This is a genomic window from Salinivibrio sp. ML323, from assembly GCF_001995745.1.
Taxonomy (GTDB): domain Bacteria; phylum Pseudomonadota; class Gammaproteobacteria; order Enterobacterales; family Vibrionaceae; genus Salinivibrio; species Salinivibrio kushneri.
The window spans coordinates 276,861-292,976 of record NZ_MUES01000001.1; the positions used below are offsets into that span (position 1 = coordinate 276,861).

Here is a 16,116-nt window from a genome sequence, read left to right on the forward strand (position 1 = left end):
GGCATTGAGTCTGCCGCTTTTTTTGTTAAGACTAGAGGTTTACGCTTTGCAATGGCTCTGTGCTTTATCTCGTCGTCAAGGCGAATACTTTTAATAGATACGCCAGCATAAGCACAATGGCATGCGAAAGGAGTCAATATGTCGAATAATCTCTCACTTGCAATCACTGAATTTGGTGCACCAGAGGTACTTACCCCAGTCAACCGTTCGATTCCGTCGCCCTCTGAAGAGCAGGTGTTGATTCAAGTAAAAGCGGCAGGGATTAACCCCATTGATGCAAAAACGCGAGCAGGGCTTGGTTGGGCTGCTGAGCATAATCGCGATCATTTGCCTTGGGTGCCTGGCTATGACGTTGCCGGGGTCGTGGTGGCGAATGGCACCAATGAAAGCAAGTTTGATGTGGGGGATCGTGTCGCTGGGATGATTGGTTTTCCCACCGAAGGCGGGGGATACAGCCAATATGTGGTCGCCGATGCTGGCTTGTTATCAACCGTGCCGCCGAGTGTGCCTATGGTGGATGCCGCCGCAGTGCCATTGGCAGGGCTGACGGCTTGGCAAGCACTTGAGCATGGTAAACTGGCGCGTGACGAAAAAGTATTGATTTTAGCCGGCGCCGGCGGCGTCGGGCACCTTGCGGTACAGTTAGCCGTTCGTCTCGGGGCCCAGGTTTTTGCCACGGCTTCTGAAAACAATCATGCCTTTTTATGTCAACTGGATGCGACACCGATCGATTACCATCAACCGCATTGGGCTACCGCCAATGGTGAATTTGATCTGGTGATTGATTTGGTGGGAGGAGACACCGCCATTGATGCATTAGCAGGCCTGAAAACCGGTGGGCGTATTGTCACCGTCCCCACTAATACGCGCGATACCATTACCTCCGCGGCTGCCGAGCGAGGGCTGAAGGCGACAGGTATGTTGGTTGATCCAAATACTTGGCAGACTCAGCGCTTGCTCGACATGCTTGATCAGGGCGATCTGAAAATAGATATCGCGGCCGTCTACCCGCTTGAACAGGGCGCACAGGCGCACAAAGCGTTAGAAACAGGTCATACACGTGGTAAGCGTGTGTTGGAAATGCCCTCGGCTTAACCATTCACCCCGGGGGAGCGCTTTGTCGTAAGCGCTGAACCAATGATACTGCATGAGGTCGAATGGACGATTGGATGCTGCTGGCAACCTTATTTGCCACCAGCTTTTTAAGTGCGACCTTATTGCCTGGTGGCTCTGAAGCCAATTTGGTGTATTTATTAACCCAGCACTCATTCGCGGATGGGATCGTTGTGGCGATTGCCACGGTCGGCAATACGCTCGGTGGTATGACCAACTACGCCATTGGGCGTTGGCTGCCCGATTATCAACCGCGTCAATCATGGCACCGCCGAGCGCTCGCTGGGCTGCAACGCTATGGTTATGCTGCCTTGCTATTAAGTTGGGTCCCGATTATGGGTGATCCGCTTTGCGTGGTGGCCGGCTGGCTGCGCCTTCGCCAATCTTGGTGCTGGTTGATTATCTTTGTTGCAAAAGCATCGCGCTACCTAGTGATTGTGATTTCATTTCGTTGGGTAGCCGGTTAGGAATGATTCTATGCCACGTTTATTGCTCGCCACATTTTTCTTATTATCTGTCTTGTCAGGGTGCCAACTGACTGGCTCTTCACCCACTCAAACGCCTGAGGGCATTACGTGGATCAAAACTGTCTCGCCCCCAGCGGGCAGTGCCCAAGTTCCTTATCAACAATTTGAATTAGATAATGGACTGACGGTGCTGTTGCATGAGGATCACTCCGACCCTCTTGTCAACGTTGATGTGCGTTATCACGTGGGCTCTGCCCGGGAGGAGCCGGGGAAATCTGGCTTCGCACACTTTTTTGAGCATATGATGTTCGAAGGCTCAGAGCATGTGGACGATCACGGCAAGCGCATAAAAGAAGTGGGGGGCTATAACAATGGCTCAACCAACCGTGACACCACCCAGTATTACCAGACCGTGCCGGCTAACGAGCTTGAGCGTGTCCTTTGGCTTGAATCTGATCGCATGGGCTTTTTGCTCGATGCGGTCTCTCAACGCAAATTTGAAGTGCAGCGTGACACGGTGAAAAACGAACGCGCATTTCGGATAGACAATGTTCCTTATGGCCGTGTTAACGAGACGATTAATCAAGCACTTTACCCTGAGGGTCACCCATACTCATGGCCGGTGATTGGTTACGTTGAGGATCTTAACCGTGTCGATGTCGGTGATCTCAAGCAATTCTTTCTGCGCTGGTATGGGCCTAACAACGCCACCCTCACCATTGGTGGCGATATCGATATTCATCAAACCCTTGCTTGGGTGAAAAAATACTTTGGTGATATTCCTCAAGGCCCATCAATACCAGAGGCGAAACCTCAACCGGTCACGCTGGACGGCCCTCGCTTTGTGACATTGGAAGATAAGGTTTCGCAACCGGTATTGGTAATGACCTTTCCTACCAGTGTGCCTGAGACGGATACCACGACGCGCTTGGGCGTGCTGGCCAATGTATTGGGGCAAGGGCGTGACAGTGTGCTTTATCAATCCCTCGTGCAAACGGGGCAGCTGTTAAGTGCAGGCGCATCGCATCAGTGCGGTGAGCTGGCCTGTACGTTTGAGATCTACGGTGTCGGCCGCCAAGGCCAATCACTGGCTGAGATCCGTACCTTGTTAACGCAAACTCTGACGCAGTTTGAGGCGAAAGGAGTCAGTGACGAGGATATCGACCAAATCCAATCCATGGTGGAAGCCGATAACATCTTTGCGCTGCAAAGTGTCGACGGCAAGGTCTCACAGCTGGCCAGAGATTATACGCTCTACGGTGATGCAAACCGTATGAATCAGCGCCTTTCACGCCTCAATGCGGTGACCCCTGACAAGGTGATGGAAAGCTATCGGCAATGGATAAAAGGTCAGCCCGCAGTGAACACCAGTGTGGTCCCCGTTGGACGGACGGATTTGGTGGCGGCGCCAGCGAATTTTATCTATCAGCGTCCAGATTATGGTCAGGTACAGACGCAAAACCCGCACGACACGTTAGCGCGACGTGATACGCCAGAAGACTTCGATCGCACCCAGATCCCGGCTCCGAATGGGAGTGTTACGGTGAATGTGCCACGCATTTATCGGGCGGACTTAGACAATGGTATTCACCTGGCAGGCACAGTGAGCCGCGAGACACCCACGGTCACCTTGCAGCTTCGTTTACCCGCCGGCACCTTGATGGAGCCTAACGATCAGCGAGGCATCGCTCACTTAACGGCCACCATGGTGACCGAGGGCGCGGCAGGTATGTCAGCCGCTGAGCTGACTCGAGCGCTAGACAAGCTGGGCAGTCAAGTCAATGTCGACGCAGACAGTTACCATACACAAATCACGGTAACATCACTGAAAAAGCATCTGGGTGAGACCCTGAAACTGGTCAATAAAACCTTGCGCGCGCCGACCTTTGCAGAAAAAGATTTTGATCGTGTTAAAACCCAGTTATTGGAGGGCATGGCCTCTCGCGCTGATGATGCCGGTTGGTTAGCTAGTCAAGCGACAAACCAGCTGTTATATCAAGATGCCACCTTCCGCGCCCCAGAGGGAGGTGTCGCGGAAGATATTGCAGCCATGACACTTGATGATGTGAAACACTTCTATCGCCAGCACTACGTATTGCAAGGCAGCCAATTGATTGTGGTGGGTGATCTTTCGCGTGAACATGCGATCAATCTCGCCAACCGGATCACGCCGTGGCAAGCGCAAACGCCACCGACGGCTCAGATGGCGCGTGCCGTTCCGAAAGACTACGACCAGGCACAAATTTGGCTGGTGGATAAACCGCAAGCCTCCCAAACCAGTATTCGTATGGTGCGCCATGGTATGCCCTACGATGCCACCGGCCCGATGTTTAAAACCCGCTTAGCCAACTTTAATTTAGGGGGCAATTTTAATGCGCGCCTGAATCAAAACTTGCGTCAAGACAAAGGCTATACCTACGGCGCCCACAGTGGAGTGTATGGTGGTCGTCAAACCGGGACCATTGAAGTGAGTGCCGATGTGCGTGCGGATGCCAGTGCCGATGCCATTAAAGAGCTTTGGAGAGAAATGGCTCATGCACAAGAAAATGGGTTTACTGAGCAAGAGCTTGCCTATTTGCGTCAATCGAGTGGTCAGCGTGATGCGCTGCGTTATGAAACGCCATGGGAAAAAGCAGGCTTGATCGCGCATATTGAGGCCTTTGATTTAGACGACAACTACCGTGAGGCACAAAAAGCCTCATTGCAATCAATCACATTGCAACAGCTGAATGCCCAAGCGACACGTTGGTTTGATCCTAACGACTATCAAATTATTGTGGTCGGGGATGCGTCTCGCCTTAGCGATAGCTTACGTCAACTTGGCTTGCCAGTGCGCAGGTTAGCGCTTGATTATCGATAAGCCTATTTGGATAAACTTACTCCGCTGCGTGATGGCTTTTGAGCAATAGCTTGTTTATATTGACCGCCACGCAGCTTAAAAAAATAAGAGATACATTTTGACTGACTTTACCCAACGGTTAGCGCGTTTAGCGCAGAACCCAGATGCCTTAAAGGGGATTGGCCGCGGATTGGAGCGCGAGGCATTACGCATTACGCCAACAGGCCACTTAGCGCAGACGGCGCATCCAGAGACACTTGGATCGGCGCTGACACACCGTTGGATCACGACGGATTTTGCGGAATCGCTGTTGGAGTTTATTACCCCTGTTAACACCTCGGTGAAAGGGATGCTGGATGAGTTGCAGGACATCCATCGCTTTACCTATCAGCAAATGGGCGACGAACAATTGTGGCCCATGTCAATGCCATGCGTGGTGGCATCGGAAGACGATATCACCTTGGCGCAATACGGCAGCTCAAATATCGGCCGCATGAAGACCTTGTATCGCCAAGGGCTCAAGCATCGCTATGGCAGTGTCATGCAAGTGATCTCAGGAGTGCACTTTAACATCTCTTTGCCTGAGACATTTTGGCAGCATTTGTACCACTCAGACACGGTAAGCCAAGCGTCAGTCACCCAAGGGTACTTTGATCTTATTCGTAATTATTACCGCCATGGTTGGATGATCCCTTATCTATTTGGTGCGTCACCTGCTTTATGTGGCTCGTTTATCAAGCATGCGGAAAGCCAATTGCCCTTTGAGCATATGCCGTCAGGGACGTGTTACTTACCTTATGCAACGTCGCTGCGCTTGAGTGACTTGGGGTATACCAACAATGCGCAAGCGGAACTAAAAATTGGCTTTAACACCCTAGAGCAATATCTTGAAGGTTTAAGAAACGCGATTCGTACCCCCTCACACGCGTTTGCCAAGCTAGGTATTCGTGATGGCGAGACGTATCGTCAGCTCAACACCAATGTGCTGCAAATTGAAAACGAGCTATATGCCCCCATACGCCCTAAGCGGAATGCCGAAAGCGGTGAAAAGCCGACCGAAGCGCTTGAGCGAGGCGGTGTCGAGTACATCGAGGTCCGCTCTTTGGATGTGAACCCATACAGCGCGGTGGGGATTGAAGAGGATCAGATTCATTTCCTTGATCTGTTCGTCGCCTGGTGTGCCTTGTCCCCCTCTGAGCCGATGACTGATCCTGAACTCAATTGCTGGCGTGACAATTGGAACAAAATTGTACTCGAAGGCCGCAAACCAGGGTTAACCCTGACCACAGGATGCGAAGGCGAGACCCTCACGCAAGCAGAGTGGGGATTACAAGTAATGGGTGAGCTTAAGCAGTTGGCGAAAGTGATGGATCAAGCCGTTGGGGATCATCGTTATGAGACCGTCTGTGACAAGATGATCACCTGCTTTGATAACCCAGAGCTCACGTTATCTGGCCGTGTTCTCGCTGACGTGATAGCGCAAGGTGGAATTGGCGGCCTAGGGCTAAGCCTTGCGCGTGACCACAAAGCGGCGCTAGCGGATGTGCCTTACAATATCCACAGTGATGCCGACTTTTTACAAGAAGCCAAACAAAGCGTTGCGCGTCAAAAAGCGGTAGAAGACAGTGATACACAAAGCTTTGAAGCGTTTTTGAATGCTTACTTTAAAGAYGTGCCCATGGCYGAAAGCTGGTAATTGGACGGACGACGATGAGCAGGAAGCACTTTTCCCGTCATATTGGTGCACTTTTCACCGTGGTGATGGTATCAGGATGTGCCGCACCACCGCCGGATAATCCCAACAACCTCTGTGCGATCTTCGACCAGCACCCCGATTGGTTTGAAGCGGCGGTGGATATGGAAGAGGAATGGGGGACGCCCATCCAAGTGGCCATGGCGTTCGTAAAGCAAGAGAGTGCATTTGTGCATGATGCCTTGCCCCCGCGTGATTATGTGTTAGGCATCTTGCCGTGGGGGCGAGTGAGCAGTGCCTATGGCTATGCGCAGGCGCAAGACCCGGCTTGGTCCGATTATCAAAAAGCCACAGATAATGGTGGCGCCCGTGCTGACTTTGCCGATGCGTTACAGTTTATTGGCTGGTATACCGATGCAACCTACCGCCAACTTGGGGTGTCAAAGTGGGATGTGTATCGCCAATATTTGGCTTACCATGAAGGTAGAGGTGGATTTCAGCGCGGCTCGTTTGAGGGGAAACCTGGGTTAAAACGCGTGGCGCGCAAAGTCGAACAACAAGCAAAGGACTACGGTTGGCAGCTAAAAGGTTGCCGACAACGACTCGAGGATAATCTGAGCTGGTGGCCATTTTAAGGGTCGCCGCGAGGAACAAAGGAGGTAAGATGCCACTATTAGATAGTTTTACGGTTGACCATACGCGCATGCATGCACCGGCTGTGCGTGTTGCAAAAACGATGCAGACCCCCAGCGGTGATACGATTACCGTGTTTGACCTTCGTTTTTGTCGTCCTAACGAAGAGCACTTGACGGAAAAAGGGATCCACACGCTCGAGCACCTATTTGCTGGGTTTATGCGTAACCACCTCAACAGCGACAAGGTGGAGATCATTGATATCTCGCCGATGGGGTGTCGTACAGGCTTCTACATGAGCCTGATTGGTGAGCCCCAAGAGTCTGAGGTGGCGAAAGCATGGGAATTGGCGATGGAAGATGTGCTGGTTGTACCGTCGCAAGACAAGATCCCTGAGCTTAACGAGTATCAATGCGGGACGTATGAGATGCACTCACTTAACGAGGCGAAAGATATCGCGCGTGCCATCATCGATGCCGGGGTGACCGTGAACAAAAACGATGATCTTTCCTTACCTGAGTCCATGTTACAAACGTTGCGTGTCGACTAGCGCGTCTCTGTTTTTGAACGCTAACGGCAGCCCCTATTGGGCTGCCGTTTTTGTTGGTATTGATGGCTTCTCCCTTTTTGTCTTGATTGCTAGATAAATGCTTGGGAAGTGTAGGCGTTGTTGCATCTTTTTTGCCTCATCAAGCACGCTTCTCGCTTTTCTCGCTGCGTCGGTGCACGGGTTTCGCTAAGCTGGCACTGATTCGGAAACAAAAGGGCTGTGGGATAAAAGTGAGTTTACGCACTAGACATCTAAATGACGCGATCCGTTTTTGCCGTTGGTTAACTGGGCTCACCTTGCTGATGGTGATGCCGAATGCCCACGGATCACTCAATGGTTTTTGGTCCTATGATGAGTATCTTGCGCTGCACCCGGAGCAAAAAAGGCTAACCACCGAATTGGATGCGCTCGTACAGCGTGATCCCGTGCCTTTTTTAGGTGCCATGGAGCCGATAAAAATCTCAGTGGTGGTGCCAGGCGAGCAAATATCCGATTACTGGCAGCGTAATGTGCGTGCCTTCGAGCGGCGGCTGAATGCGCTCAATATCCCCTATGAGCTTCAGGAAGTGACGACGCGCCCTAATACTGATATTCGTGAGCAAAGTGCCTCGTTGTATGCGGCGTTACGTGATGGTGCCGATTATCTCATTTTTACCTTGAACAGTGTGCGCCACCGTAAATTTATTAACCATGTGTTATCACAAACCAAAACCAAGCTTATTTTGCAAAATATCACCACGCCCGTAAAAGCGTGGCAAGACAATCAGCCGTTCTTATATGTGGGGTTTGATCACCAACGTGGTAGCCGTGCATTGGCAAGCTATTACCAAGAGCGATATCCTGAAGGCGTGAACTATTCGGTGCTTTATTTTTCGCAAGGTTATGTCAGTGATGCACGGGGAGATACCTTTATTGAGGCCATGAGCTCGCACGGTGATAGCAGTTTGCTGTCTGCTTATTACACCAAGGGTGATCAAGAATCGGGTTACCAAGCGGCGAAAGCGATGCTAAATAATAATCCAAAGCTCGACTTTATTTATGCGTGTGCAACCGATGTCGCGTTTGGTGCCGTCCAGGCCTTAGATGAATTAGGTCGTGATACGGTTGGGCTCAACGGCTGGGGCGGTGGCTCGGCAGAACTCGACGCGATTGCCGCCGGTCAACTCGATGTGACTGTGATGAGAATGAATGATGACACAGGTGTCGCCATGGCCGAGGCGATCAAGCGTGATATTGAGCATCAACCTGTGCCTGTGGTCTATTCTGGGCGGTTTGAAGTGGTTACTCGCTACGATGATCCTGAGCGAATAAAAGCGCTTAAAAAACAAGCATTTAGATACTCGGACTAAAAAATGGCCATATCGGGATCGCCGAAGCTGTCACTGTCTCAATTACTGACCCGTTTGATCGTGGTCTTCTTCCTCTTTGTGACGGCCGGGGTGTATATACAGAGTTATCAGCTGACGTTGGCGGGGATTAATCAAGAAATCACCCGTACCCTGACGCAGACGTCTCGTCTGCTGCAAAATGTGTTTGATAGTCGCTTGACCTCGTTGCAAATTCATCAAAATACCAATGCCGCGAGTATGACATTGCAATCAATGGTGGCGAATGAGGACAGTGCTGCCTTAGATGATTACTTTATCGAGCAAGAACAGCAAGACGTGGCCAACACCCCCGATTTTCGTTTTATCGCCAAAGACGACCGTGTGCTGTGGCATGACGGTAGCAGCCTCTTTCATGGTATTGATCGTGAGCAGTTAGAGCAGCTACGCCTCCAGTTAAGGGGGATTAATCGGTGGGCGTTAACCACCATCACCACAGAGATGGAGCAGAGCTACCTGTTAATGCGACGCACACCGATTGTGTTTCAATCGAGCGGCAAGTTGGGGGGCTACTTATATGTGGTGGTGATGCTTAATGGCAACTTCTCGTTTGTCAAAAGTTTGCAGCGCGCCAGTGGTACGCAAGCGGTGTGGTTGTCTGCCGATAACGTCACTCTCGCCTCGACGCTGAGCAGCAACGATGATATTGGCCGCGATCTCACGCTTCCCGCGCCAGGCGAGAGTCAAGCATTTCGCCACTATTTAGTGAGCCAAGCCAAGTTACGCATTGCTGGTGAGCCTTCAAAAATTACGCTGCTGTCGGCACAGCAAAACGACAATGTGGTGGCATTGCAGCGGCAAATGGGGATTAACCTGCTGCTAACCACGATGGTGATTATCGTGGCAGCGATCTGGGTTAATCGATTTGTGCAAACGCGCATCGCAGATTCACTGGAAAAGTTGATGCGTTATACCCAAGGCGCGCGCTCTCGACAGCGCACCTTGCCCTTTGCAGGATCGGATATTGAAGAGTTTAACCATATCGGTAAAACCTTGGAGTCCACGTTTGATGCCTTGTATGAAAAAGAGCGCTCACTCCAAGACCTGTTTGATTATGCCTTGTCACCCATCATCGTTTGGGACACCCACTTTGATATTACACGGATTAACCCCGCGGCCAAACTAAAGCTTAACTATGACGAGCAAATCCATGCCTCGAGTTGGCTCTACGACCAGTTTATGTGTGCGATTACCCCTCACCTACAACGCGCATTAGACGGGACGATTTTAAAAGGGGTGAATATAGAGATTGATCGTCGGGTGTATCGTTGGAATCTGGCGCCGTTAATGGTCGACAACCAAGTGAAAGCGGTGATTGGGCAGGGTCAAGAGATCACGTCATTGATCGAAGCGGAGCAGCAAAGTCAACGTGCCAAAGAGGCGGCTGAAGCCTCTGCCCGTGCTAAGTCGGAGTTCTTGGCTAAGATGAGTCATGAAATTCGAACGCCGCTTAATGGTATCTTAGGGATTACCCAAATATTGAGTGATAAGGCAAAAGAAAAAGAGCAAAAAGATCTTTTAGGGAGTCTCTATCAAAGTGGTGAGCACTTACTAACTGTGCTAAATGATGTACTTGACCTTTCCAAAATTGAACAAGGAAAGATGACCATCGAGCACGACGACTTTTATCTGCAAGATATGGTTCGTACCGTTGAGAATATCTATACCCCGATTTGTGAGAGTAAACAGATTGCATTGACCATTGATGCCCCCGTCGCGGGTGACACCATGGTGTACTCTGATCAATCACGCCTGACTCAAATCCTATTCAACTTGATGAGTAATGCGGTGAAGTTTACCCATGTCGGCAAGGTGGGGATGACCATCAAATTAGTCGAGTCGGGTGAGCAAACAAGCTTACATATAGAGGTCATTGACACGGGCGTGGGAATGAATCAGCAAGCGCTAGCATCCTTGTTTGACCCTTTTGTACAAGCTGACTCCAGCGTCACGCGGACATACGGAGGCAGTGGCTTGGGCTTATCTATCGTGAAAAGCTTACTCGACTTGCTCGGGGGGGAGATTGATGTGACCAGTGAGCCGGAAAAAGGGAGTCGCTTTATGGTCACTGTGCCTGTGACCGTGACACACGCTAAACCTGCACAAGCCGTCGAGGCTGATCCCTTTGATCCGGCGTCTTTGGGCATTGAGCGGGTGTTGCTGGTCGAGGACAATAAAATCAATGCCATGGTGGCTCAAGCGTTTTGCAACAAATACCAGATTGATGTTGATTGGGTGAAAGATGGGGAGCAGGCTCTCGAACGTCTCCAACAAGCGCCCTATGATCTGGTATTAATGGATAACCATATGCCGAATCTTGGCGGCATTGATGCGACCAAAGCGATTCGTCATACGTTAGGGCTCCGCGTCCCCATCTATGCGTGCACGGCAGATGCGTACGGTCATGTTCATGAGGCCTTTTATCAAGCGGGTGCCGATTATGTGATTGTGAAACCCATCAAAGAGGCTAGCTTTATTGAAGCATTACGGCATTACACCTCTACGGAAAACAGCTCTTCATGATGGCAGTGGTAACGGGCGATTAGGTGATGACCTAAAAAGAGGCAAGCACAAAAAAGGTGGGGAAGGCCCCACTTTTTTGTGCGTTCATCTCATGGCTTTTTCAGGGTGCTAGTGCCGTGATATAGCTGATGCGAAGGTGCTCAACTAGCTGTTTACACTCGCTTGTGGTTGCTTGGCCGGTAATACCTTAACTTGCTTAATCATATTGTCTGCAACGTCAACAATTTCAATATGATGGCCATCAATCTCTACACTTAAGCGGTTGTTAGGAATATCTTCTAGGTGCTCGAGGATAAGGCCATTGAGGGTACGCGGCCCATCGGTTGGTAGGGCCCAATTAAGGCTCTTATTCAAGTCGCGAATATTGGCGCTGCCCTCAATCAGATAGCCACCGTCGGTCAGTGGCGTAATTTCTTCTGCCAAGCTCGGTGACAATGAGGTGGTAAATTCACCGACGATCTCTTCAAGGATATCTTCCAAGGTCACCAAACCGATCATGTCGCCATACTCGTCAACGACCAAACCAATACGTTGCTTGTTGCGTTGGAATTTCAACATCTGCACGTTCAGTGGTGTGCCTTCCGGAATAAAGTACACTTCGTCGGCGGCGCGCAGCAGTGTTTCTTTATTAAACTCGTTTTTCTCAACCATTAAGCGGTACGCTTTGCGCACGCGCAGCATGCCAACCACTTCGTCGATGGTGTCGCGATAGAGTACCATCCGTCCATGCGGAGCATGCGTGAATTGGCGCATGATCGACTTCCAGTCATCATTGATATTAATCCCGGTGATTTCATTACGCGGTACCATAATGTCATCCACGGTCACTTCTTCTAACTCAAGAATCGACAATAGCATATGCTGGTGGCGGCGCGGGATCAGACTCCCGGCCTCATTAACAATAGTGCGCAGTTCTTCGGTACTTAAGCTGTCTTTGCCATCAGCCTTGGCGCCTAACCCCAGCATCCGTAAAAAGCCATTGGTTATGAAGTTCACGAAACTGACCAACGGATAGAACACTTTCATCAGAATGGTCAGCACAAAGCTGCTGATAAAAGAGACCCGTTCCGGGTAGAGGGCGGCGAGCGTTTTAGGGGTCACCTCCGCGAAGACCAAAATCACCATGGTTAGTACCCCGGTGGCGATTGCAATACCGGCATCACCGTACAGGCGCAAACCTAAAACGGTGGCGATCGACGAGGCCAGGATATTGACCAAGTTATTGCCGATCAGGATTAGACCAATCAATCGGTCTGGCCGAGTGAGCAGTTTTTCGACCCGCTTAGCGCCGCTATGGCCTGATTTAGAAAGGTGGCGTAACCGGTAGCGGTTAATGGCCATCATGCCTGTCTCAGACCCGGAAAAATAACCGGAAATGACGATAAGCAATACCAAAAGGGAAATTAAAATTCCCGTCGATATGTCGTCCAACGAACTGTTCCTTACGTTTGTTTGAAGATCAGAGCCTACGCTCGAGTGTACACTACTGCCACGCGCCTATGGGGCTGTTTGCCCTTTGCCATATGCGCGCACTGTCTTACCCCGCGATCAGGATCTCACGGACAAAACGGCTGCCAAAATAGGCTAAAGTGAGTAGAAAGGCGCCCACAATACTAAACCAGACCACCCGGCGTCCACGCCAGCCTGATTGATAATGTCCCCAAAGGAGCACGCCATACACGACCCAAGCGGCCATTGAAAGGAAGGCTTTGTGCGCTTTCCCTTGCGCGAACATATCATCGACAAAAATAAACCCAGTCACTAAAGTGAAGGTTAATAAAACCTGCCCCACCAAAATGATGTTGAAAAGCTGTCGCTCCACCATCATTAAAGGAGGAACATTGTGATTAATGACCTGGCGTTTTTTGTGTTTGAGTTGATAATCCAACCACGCCAGTTGCAGCGCATAGAGCGTGGCGATCATCAAGGTTGAATAGGCGAACAGCGCTAAAGAAATGTGCAACAGCACTTCTGGGTGCGATTCGAGATGGGTAATAAAGGCACCGGGCAGCAGGGTCGCACTCGCCAGGTTTAGCCCAGCGAAGGCGTAAACCACCGGCAGCAAGAACCACAGCCGCAATCGAAAAATTAGCCCTGTGGTCATCATCGCAATGATAAAACTCACCAAGGAGGCGACGTTGAGCATGCTAAGATTCTGTCCTGAACCGGATAAAATCAGGTCTTTTAACAAATAAGCATGCAGCGCCAGCGCAGCCACGGCGGTGAAAAAGACCGGCTTCGCACTAATTTGATTGTTGCTGGACAAGCCGGGGATGATCTGCAAAATGGCGGCCAGATAAAGCATTGATGCGAATAAGGCTGTCAGAATTTCCATCGTCACCGATCAGTCAGTTAATCAATAAGAATGAAGGTGTGAGTATACCTTGCCTCAATCTTCGTCGCTATCGATACATGCAAGCGATGGGGGGATTGCGGTATAATCTCAGTAATTTCGCGACAGCGATTGCACCCAGATGAAAAATCATGGGCCAATAGGACGAGTGGGCGAGTAACGCATGTTTGAAAACTTATCAGAACGTTTATCCCGGACGCTCAAAAATGTGAGCGGCCGAGGTCGGTTAACGGAAGACAATATCAAAGAGACCCTACGCGAAGTGCGTATGGCGCTGCTGGAAGCCGATGTCGCGCTCCCTGTGGTCCGTGATTTTGTCAAACGCGTCAAAGAACGCGCCGTTGGCATTGAAGTGTCTAAAAGCCTGACCCCTGGTCAGGAATTTATTAAAATTGTCCAAGCCGAGCTCGAAGCGGTGATGGGCGATGCCAATGAAAAATTAGATCTTGCGGCACAGCCGCCTGCAGTGATTTTGATGGCAGGCTTGCAAGGGGCGGGTAAAACCACCAGTGTGGGCAAGCTGGGTAAGATGCTTACCGAGCAGGAAAAAAAGAAAGTCTTGGTGGTGTCAGCGGACGTTTATCGCCCTGCGGCGATTAAACAGCTGGAAACCTTGGCGGGTGAAGTCGGGGTGGATTTCTTCCCATCGAGCGCCGACCAAAACCCTGTTGATATTGCCAAAGCGGCGGTTGATCACGGCAAGTTGAAGTTCTACGACGTGGTGATTGTTGATACCGCGGGCCGCTTGCACGTTGATGACGCCATGATGGGCGAGATCAAAGACGTTCATAGTTCGGTCAACCCAGTTGAGACCTTGTTCGTGGTTGACGCCATGACAGGTCAAGACGCCGCGAACACAGCCAAAGCGTTTAACGACGCTTTAGCACTGACCGGTGTCGTGTTGACCAAAGTCGATGGTGATGCCCGTGGCGGTGCGGCGCTATCGGTGCGCCATATTACCGGTAAGCCAATCAAATTTTTGGGTGTGGGTGAAAAAACCGACGCCCTGGAGCCTTTCCATCCTGACCGGGTGGCATCCCGTATCTTGGGGATGGGCGATGTCCTGTCGCTGATCGAAGATCTCGAGCGTAATGTCGATCAAGACAAAGCCGAGAAAATGGCCAAGAAGTTTAAGCAGAAAAAAGGCTTCGATTTGGCCGATTTTCGCGACCAGCTTGAGCAGATGAAGGGCATGGGTGGCATGATGGGCATGATGGATAAGCTGCCTGGGATGTCGAATGTGCCCGACAACGTGAAAGATAACGTTGATGACAAAATGTTCTTGCAAATGGAAGCGATCATCAACTCAATGACACCGCGTGAGCGCCAGCGTCCAGAAATCATCAAAGGGTCGCGTAAAAAGCGGATTGCTGCAGGTTCAGGTACGCAAGTGCAGGACGTGAACCGTTTGCTTAAGCAGTTTACCCAAATGCAGAAAATGATGAAGAAGATGCAAAAAGGCGGCATGCGCAACATGATGCGCCAAATGAAAGGCATGATGCCTCCGGGTGGTGGTCCAGGTGGGCCTGGCGGATTCATGGGCTAATCAGATAGCGGACTTGCCTGTCAGCCCAGTGCTGGCAGGCAGATCAACTCGCTGTGAGGCTTGGGACAACTGGTGGAAATTTGACTAAACCAGTTGCATTCACAGCAATAAAGAGTAAAATTCCCGAGCTTTATTTTGGCACGAGGCCCCGCATTGCTGACGCGAAACGGGGCCAATTTTATTAAGTAATGCAAATGAGGACGATATGGTAACCATTCGTTTGGCACGTCATGGCGCGAAAAAACGCCCATTTTATCAAATCGTTGTAGCTGACAGCCGCCAGGCGCGCGACGGTCGCTTCATCGAGAAAATCGGTTTCTTTAACCCTGTTGCTCAAGGCCAGGAAGAGAAGCTACGCCTTGACCTGGATCGTGTGAACCACTGGGTTGGCGAAGGCGCAACGGTTTCTGACCGTGTGGCTAAGCTAGTCAAAGACGCCGCGAAAGCAGCGTAAGTCTCCAGTGTCAGGGTTAAAAGAAGAAATGAGTGAGCAAGATACTATCGTGGTTGGCAAGCTAGGCGCGTCATACGGTATTCGTGGCTGGCTCAAGATTTTTTCTTACACTGAAGAAGCTGAGAGCATTTTTGCCTACTCACCTTGGTATATCCAGGTGCGTGGCGAGTGGCAACGTTTTGAGTTAGAAGACTGGAAACGCCACAACAAGGGGTATGTTGCCAAGCTCAAAGGGCTGGATCAGCGCGAAGATGCGCAGATGCTGACCAATGCTGAGATTGCAGTCGGGACTGAGTCGCTGCCTGCTTTGTCAGATCAAGAGTTTTATTGGCGTGAGCTGTTTGGCATGGACGTGGTGAATGCAAAAGGCTACCACCTCGGTACGGTGACTGACATGCTCGAAACCGGCTCGAACGACGTACTTGTCGTCAAAGCCAACCTCAAAGATGCTTTTGGCAAAAAGGAACGCTTAATTCCGTTCCTTGAAGAGCAGGTTATCAAGTCAATTGATCGCACTGCTCAACGGATCGAAGTTGACTGGGATCCTGGTTTTTAAACTC

At 50.7% G+C, this 16,116-nt stretch carries 13 protein-coding genes; 11 read left to right on the forward strand and 2 right to left on the reverse strand.

The genetic code is table 11. From position 1 onward, the window contains the following. The first annotated feature begins 138 nt into the window (after positions 1 to 138). From BZG13_RS01305 to BZG13_RS01340, 8 genes are all read left to right on the forward strand, one after another. On the forward strand, positions 139 to 1,095 hold the full coding sequence (locus BZG13_RS01305) for an NADP-dependent oxidoreductase (RefSeq protein ID WP_077484412.1): 957 nt from the start codon (positions 139 to 141) through the stop codon (positions 1,093 to 1,095). A 62-nt stretch (positions 1,096 to 1,157) separates the two neighbouring features. After that, complete coding sequence (locus BZG13_RS01310) at positions 1,158 to 1,580, forward strand: YqaA family protein (RefSeq protein WP_069363477.1); 423 nt, start codon at positions 1,158 to 1,160, stop codon at positions 1,578 to 1,580. A gap of 10 nt (positions 1,581 to 1,590) precedes the next feature. Next, positions 1,591 to 4,440: a M16 family metallopeptidase gene (locus BZG13_RS01315; RefSeq protein WP_077484414.1), complete on the forward strand. Its 2,850-nt coding sequence runs from the start codon at positions 1,591 to 1,593 to the stop codon at positions 4,438 to 4,440. 97 nt (positions 4,441 to 4,537) lie between these two features. After that, on the forward strand, positions 4,538 to 6,115 hold the full coding sequence (gshA, locus tag BZG13_RS01320; protein WP_077484416.1) for a glutamate--cysteine ligase: 1,578 nt from the start codon (positions 4,538 to 4,540) through the stop codon (positions 6,113 to 6,115). Between the two features lie 14 nt (positions 6,116 to 6,129). Then, positions 6,130 to 6,747, forward strand: coding sequence for a transglycosylase SLT domain-containing protein (locus BZG13_RS01325; RefSeq protein ID WP_077484418.1), 618 nt, complete (start codon positions 6,130 to 6,132; stop codon positions 6,745 to 6,747). Positions 6,748 to 6,776: 29 nt separating this feature from the next. Then, positions 6,777 to 7,295 (forward strand): S-ribosylhomocysteine lyase, encoded by a 519-nt coding sequence (gene luxS / locus BZG13_RS01330; RefSeq protein WP_077484420.1) that lies wholly within the window; start codon positions 6,777 to 6,779, stop codon positions 7,293 to 7,295. A 302-nt stretch (positions 7,296 to 7,597) separates the two neighbouring features. Beyond that, positions 7,598 to 8,644, forward strand: a complete 1,047-nt coding sequence (locus tag BZG13_RS01335) for a substrate-binding domain-containing protein (RefSeq protein WP_077484513.1) — start codon at positions 7,598 to 7,600, stop codon at positions 8,642 to 8,644. 3 nt (positions 8,645 to 8,647) lie between these two features. Then, positions 8,648 to 11,203, forward strand: a complete 2,556-nt coding sequence (locus tag BZG13_RS01340) for a LuxQ periplasmic sensor domain-containing protein (protein WP_077484422.1) — start codon at positions 8,648 to 8,650, stop codon at positions 11,201 to 11,203. Positions 11,204 to 11,347: 144 nt separating this feature from the next. Here the strand turns inward: BZG13_RS01340 and BZG13_RS01345 are convergent, their stop codons facing one another. Further along, a complete protein-coding gene (locus BZG13_RS01345) occupies positions 11,348 to 12,634 on the reverse strand; it encodes an HlyC/CorC family transporter (RefSeq protein WP_077484424.1) in 1,287 nt (428 codons plus the stop codon). A 106-nt stretch (positions 12,635 to 12,740) separates the two neighbouring features. Then, positions 12,741 to 13,538 carry a cytochrome C assembly family protein gene (locus tag BZG13_RS01350; protein ID WP_077484426.1) on the reverse strand — a complete coding sequence of 266 codons (798 nt, stop codon included), beginning with the start codon at positions 13,536 to 13,538 and terminating at the stop codon, positions 12,741 to 12,743. A gap of 181 nt (positions 13,539 to 13,719) precedes the next feature. Between BZG13_RS01350 and ffh the strand changes: the two genes are divergently transcribed. The 3 genes from ffh (at position 13,720) to rimM (ending at position 16,112) form a co-directional block, all read left to right on the forward strand. Continuing rightward, positions 13,720 to 15,102, forward strand: coding sequence for a signal recognition particle protein (ffh, locus tag BZG13_RS01355; RefSeq protein WP_077484428.1), 1,383 nt, complete (start codon positions 13,720 to 13,722; stop codon positions 15,100 to 15,102). A gap of 205 nt (positions 15,103 to 15,307) precedes the next feature. Next, on the forward strand, positions 15,308 to 15,556 hold the full coding sequence (gene rpsP, locus BZG13_RS01360; RefSeq protein ID WP_069363486.1) for a 30S ribosomal protein S16: 249 nt from the start codon (positions 15,308 to 15,310) through the stop codon (positions 15,554 to 15,556). Between the two features lie 28 nt (positions 15,557 to 15,584). Next, the gene (rimM, locus tag BZG13_RS01365) at positions 15,585 to 16,112 is read left to right on the forward strand and encodes a ribosome maturation factor RimM (protein ID WP_069363487.1); all 528 of its coding nucleotides are present in this window, start codon (positions 15,585 to 15,587) and stop codon (positions 16,110 to 16,112) included. Positions 16,113 to 16,116 lie beyond the last annotated feature (4 nt).

Excerpts from the sequence above, each read along its gene's own strand:
- BZG13_RS01305 (WP_077484412.1), top strand. The coding sequence starts at position 139 with ATGTCGAATAATCTCTCACTTGCAATCACTGAATTTGGTGCACCAGAG.
- BZG13_RS01310 (WP_069363477.1), top strand. The coding sequence starts at position 1,158 with ATGGACGATTGGATGCTGCTGGCAACCTTATTTGCCACCAGCTTTTTA.
- BZG13_RS01315 (WP_077484414.1), top strand. The coding sequence starts at position 1,591 with ATGCCACGTTTATTGCTCGCCACATTTTTCTTATTATCTGTCTTGTCA.
- BZG13_RS01325 (WP_077484418.1), top strand. The coding sequence starts at position 6,130 with ATGAGCAGGAAGCACTTTTCCCGTCATATTGGTGCACTTTTCACCGTG.
- luxS (WP_077484420.1), top strand. The coding sequence starts at position 6,777 with ATGCCACTATTAGATAGTTTTACGGTTGACCATACGCGCATGCATGCA.
- BZG13_RS01335 (WP_077484513.1), top strand. The coding sequence starts at position 7,598 with ATGGTGATGCCGAATGCCCACGGATCACTCAATGGTTTTTGGTCCTAT.
- BZG13_RS01340 (WP_077484422.1), top strand. The coding sequence starts at position 8,648 with ATGGCCATATCGGGATCGCCGAAGCTGTCACTGTCTCAATTACTGACC.
- BZG13_RS01350 (WP_077484426.1), bottom strand. The coding sequence starts at position 13,538 with ATGGAAATTCTGACAGCCTTATTCGCATCAATGCTTTATCTGGCCGCC.
- ffh (WP_077484428.1), top strand. The coding sequence starts at position 13,720 with ATGTTTGAAAACTTATCAGAACGTTTATCCCGGACGCTCAAAAATGTG.
- rpsP (WP_069363486.1), top strand. The coding sequence starts at position 15,308 with ATGGTAACCATTCGTTTGGCACGTCATGGCGCGAAAAAACGCCCATTT.
- rimM (WP_069363487.1), top strand. The coding sequence starts at position 15,585 with ATGAGTGAGCAAGATACTATCGTGGTTGGCAAGCTAGGCGCGTCATAC.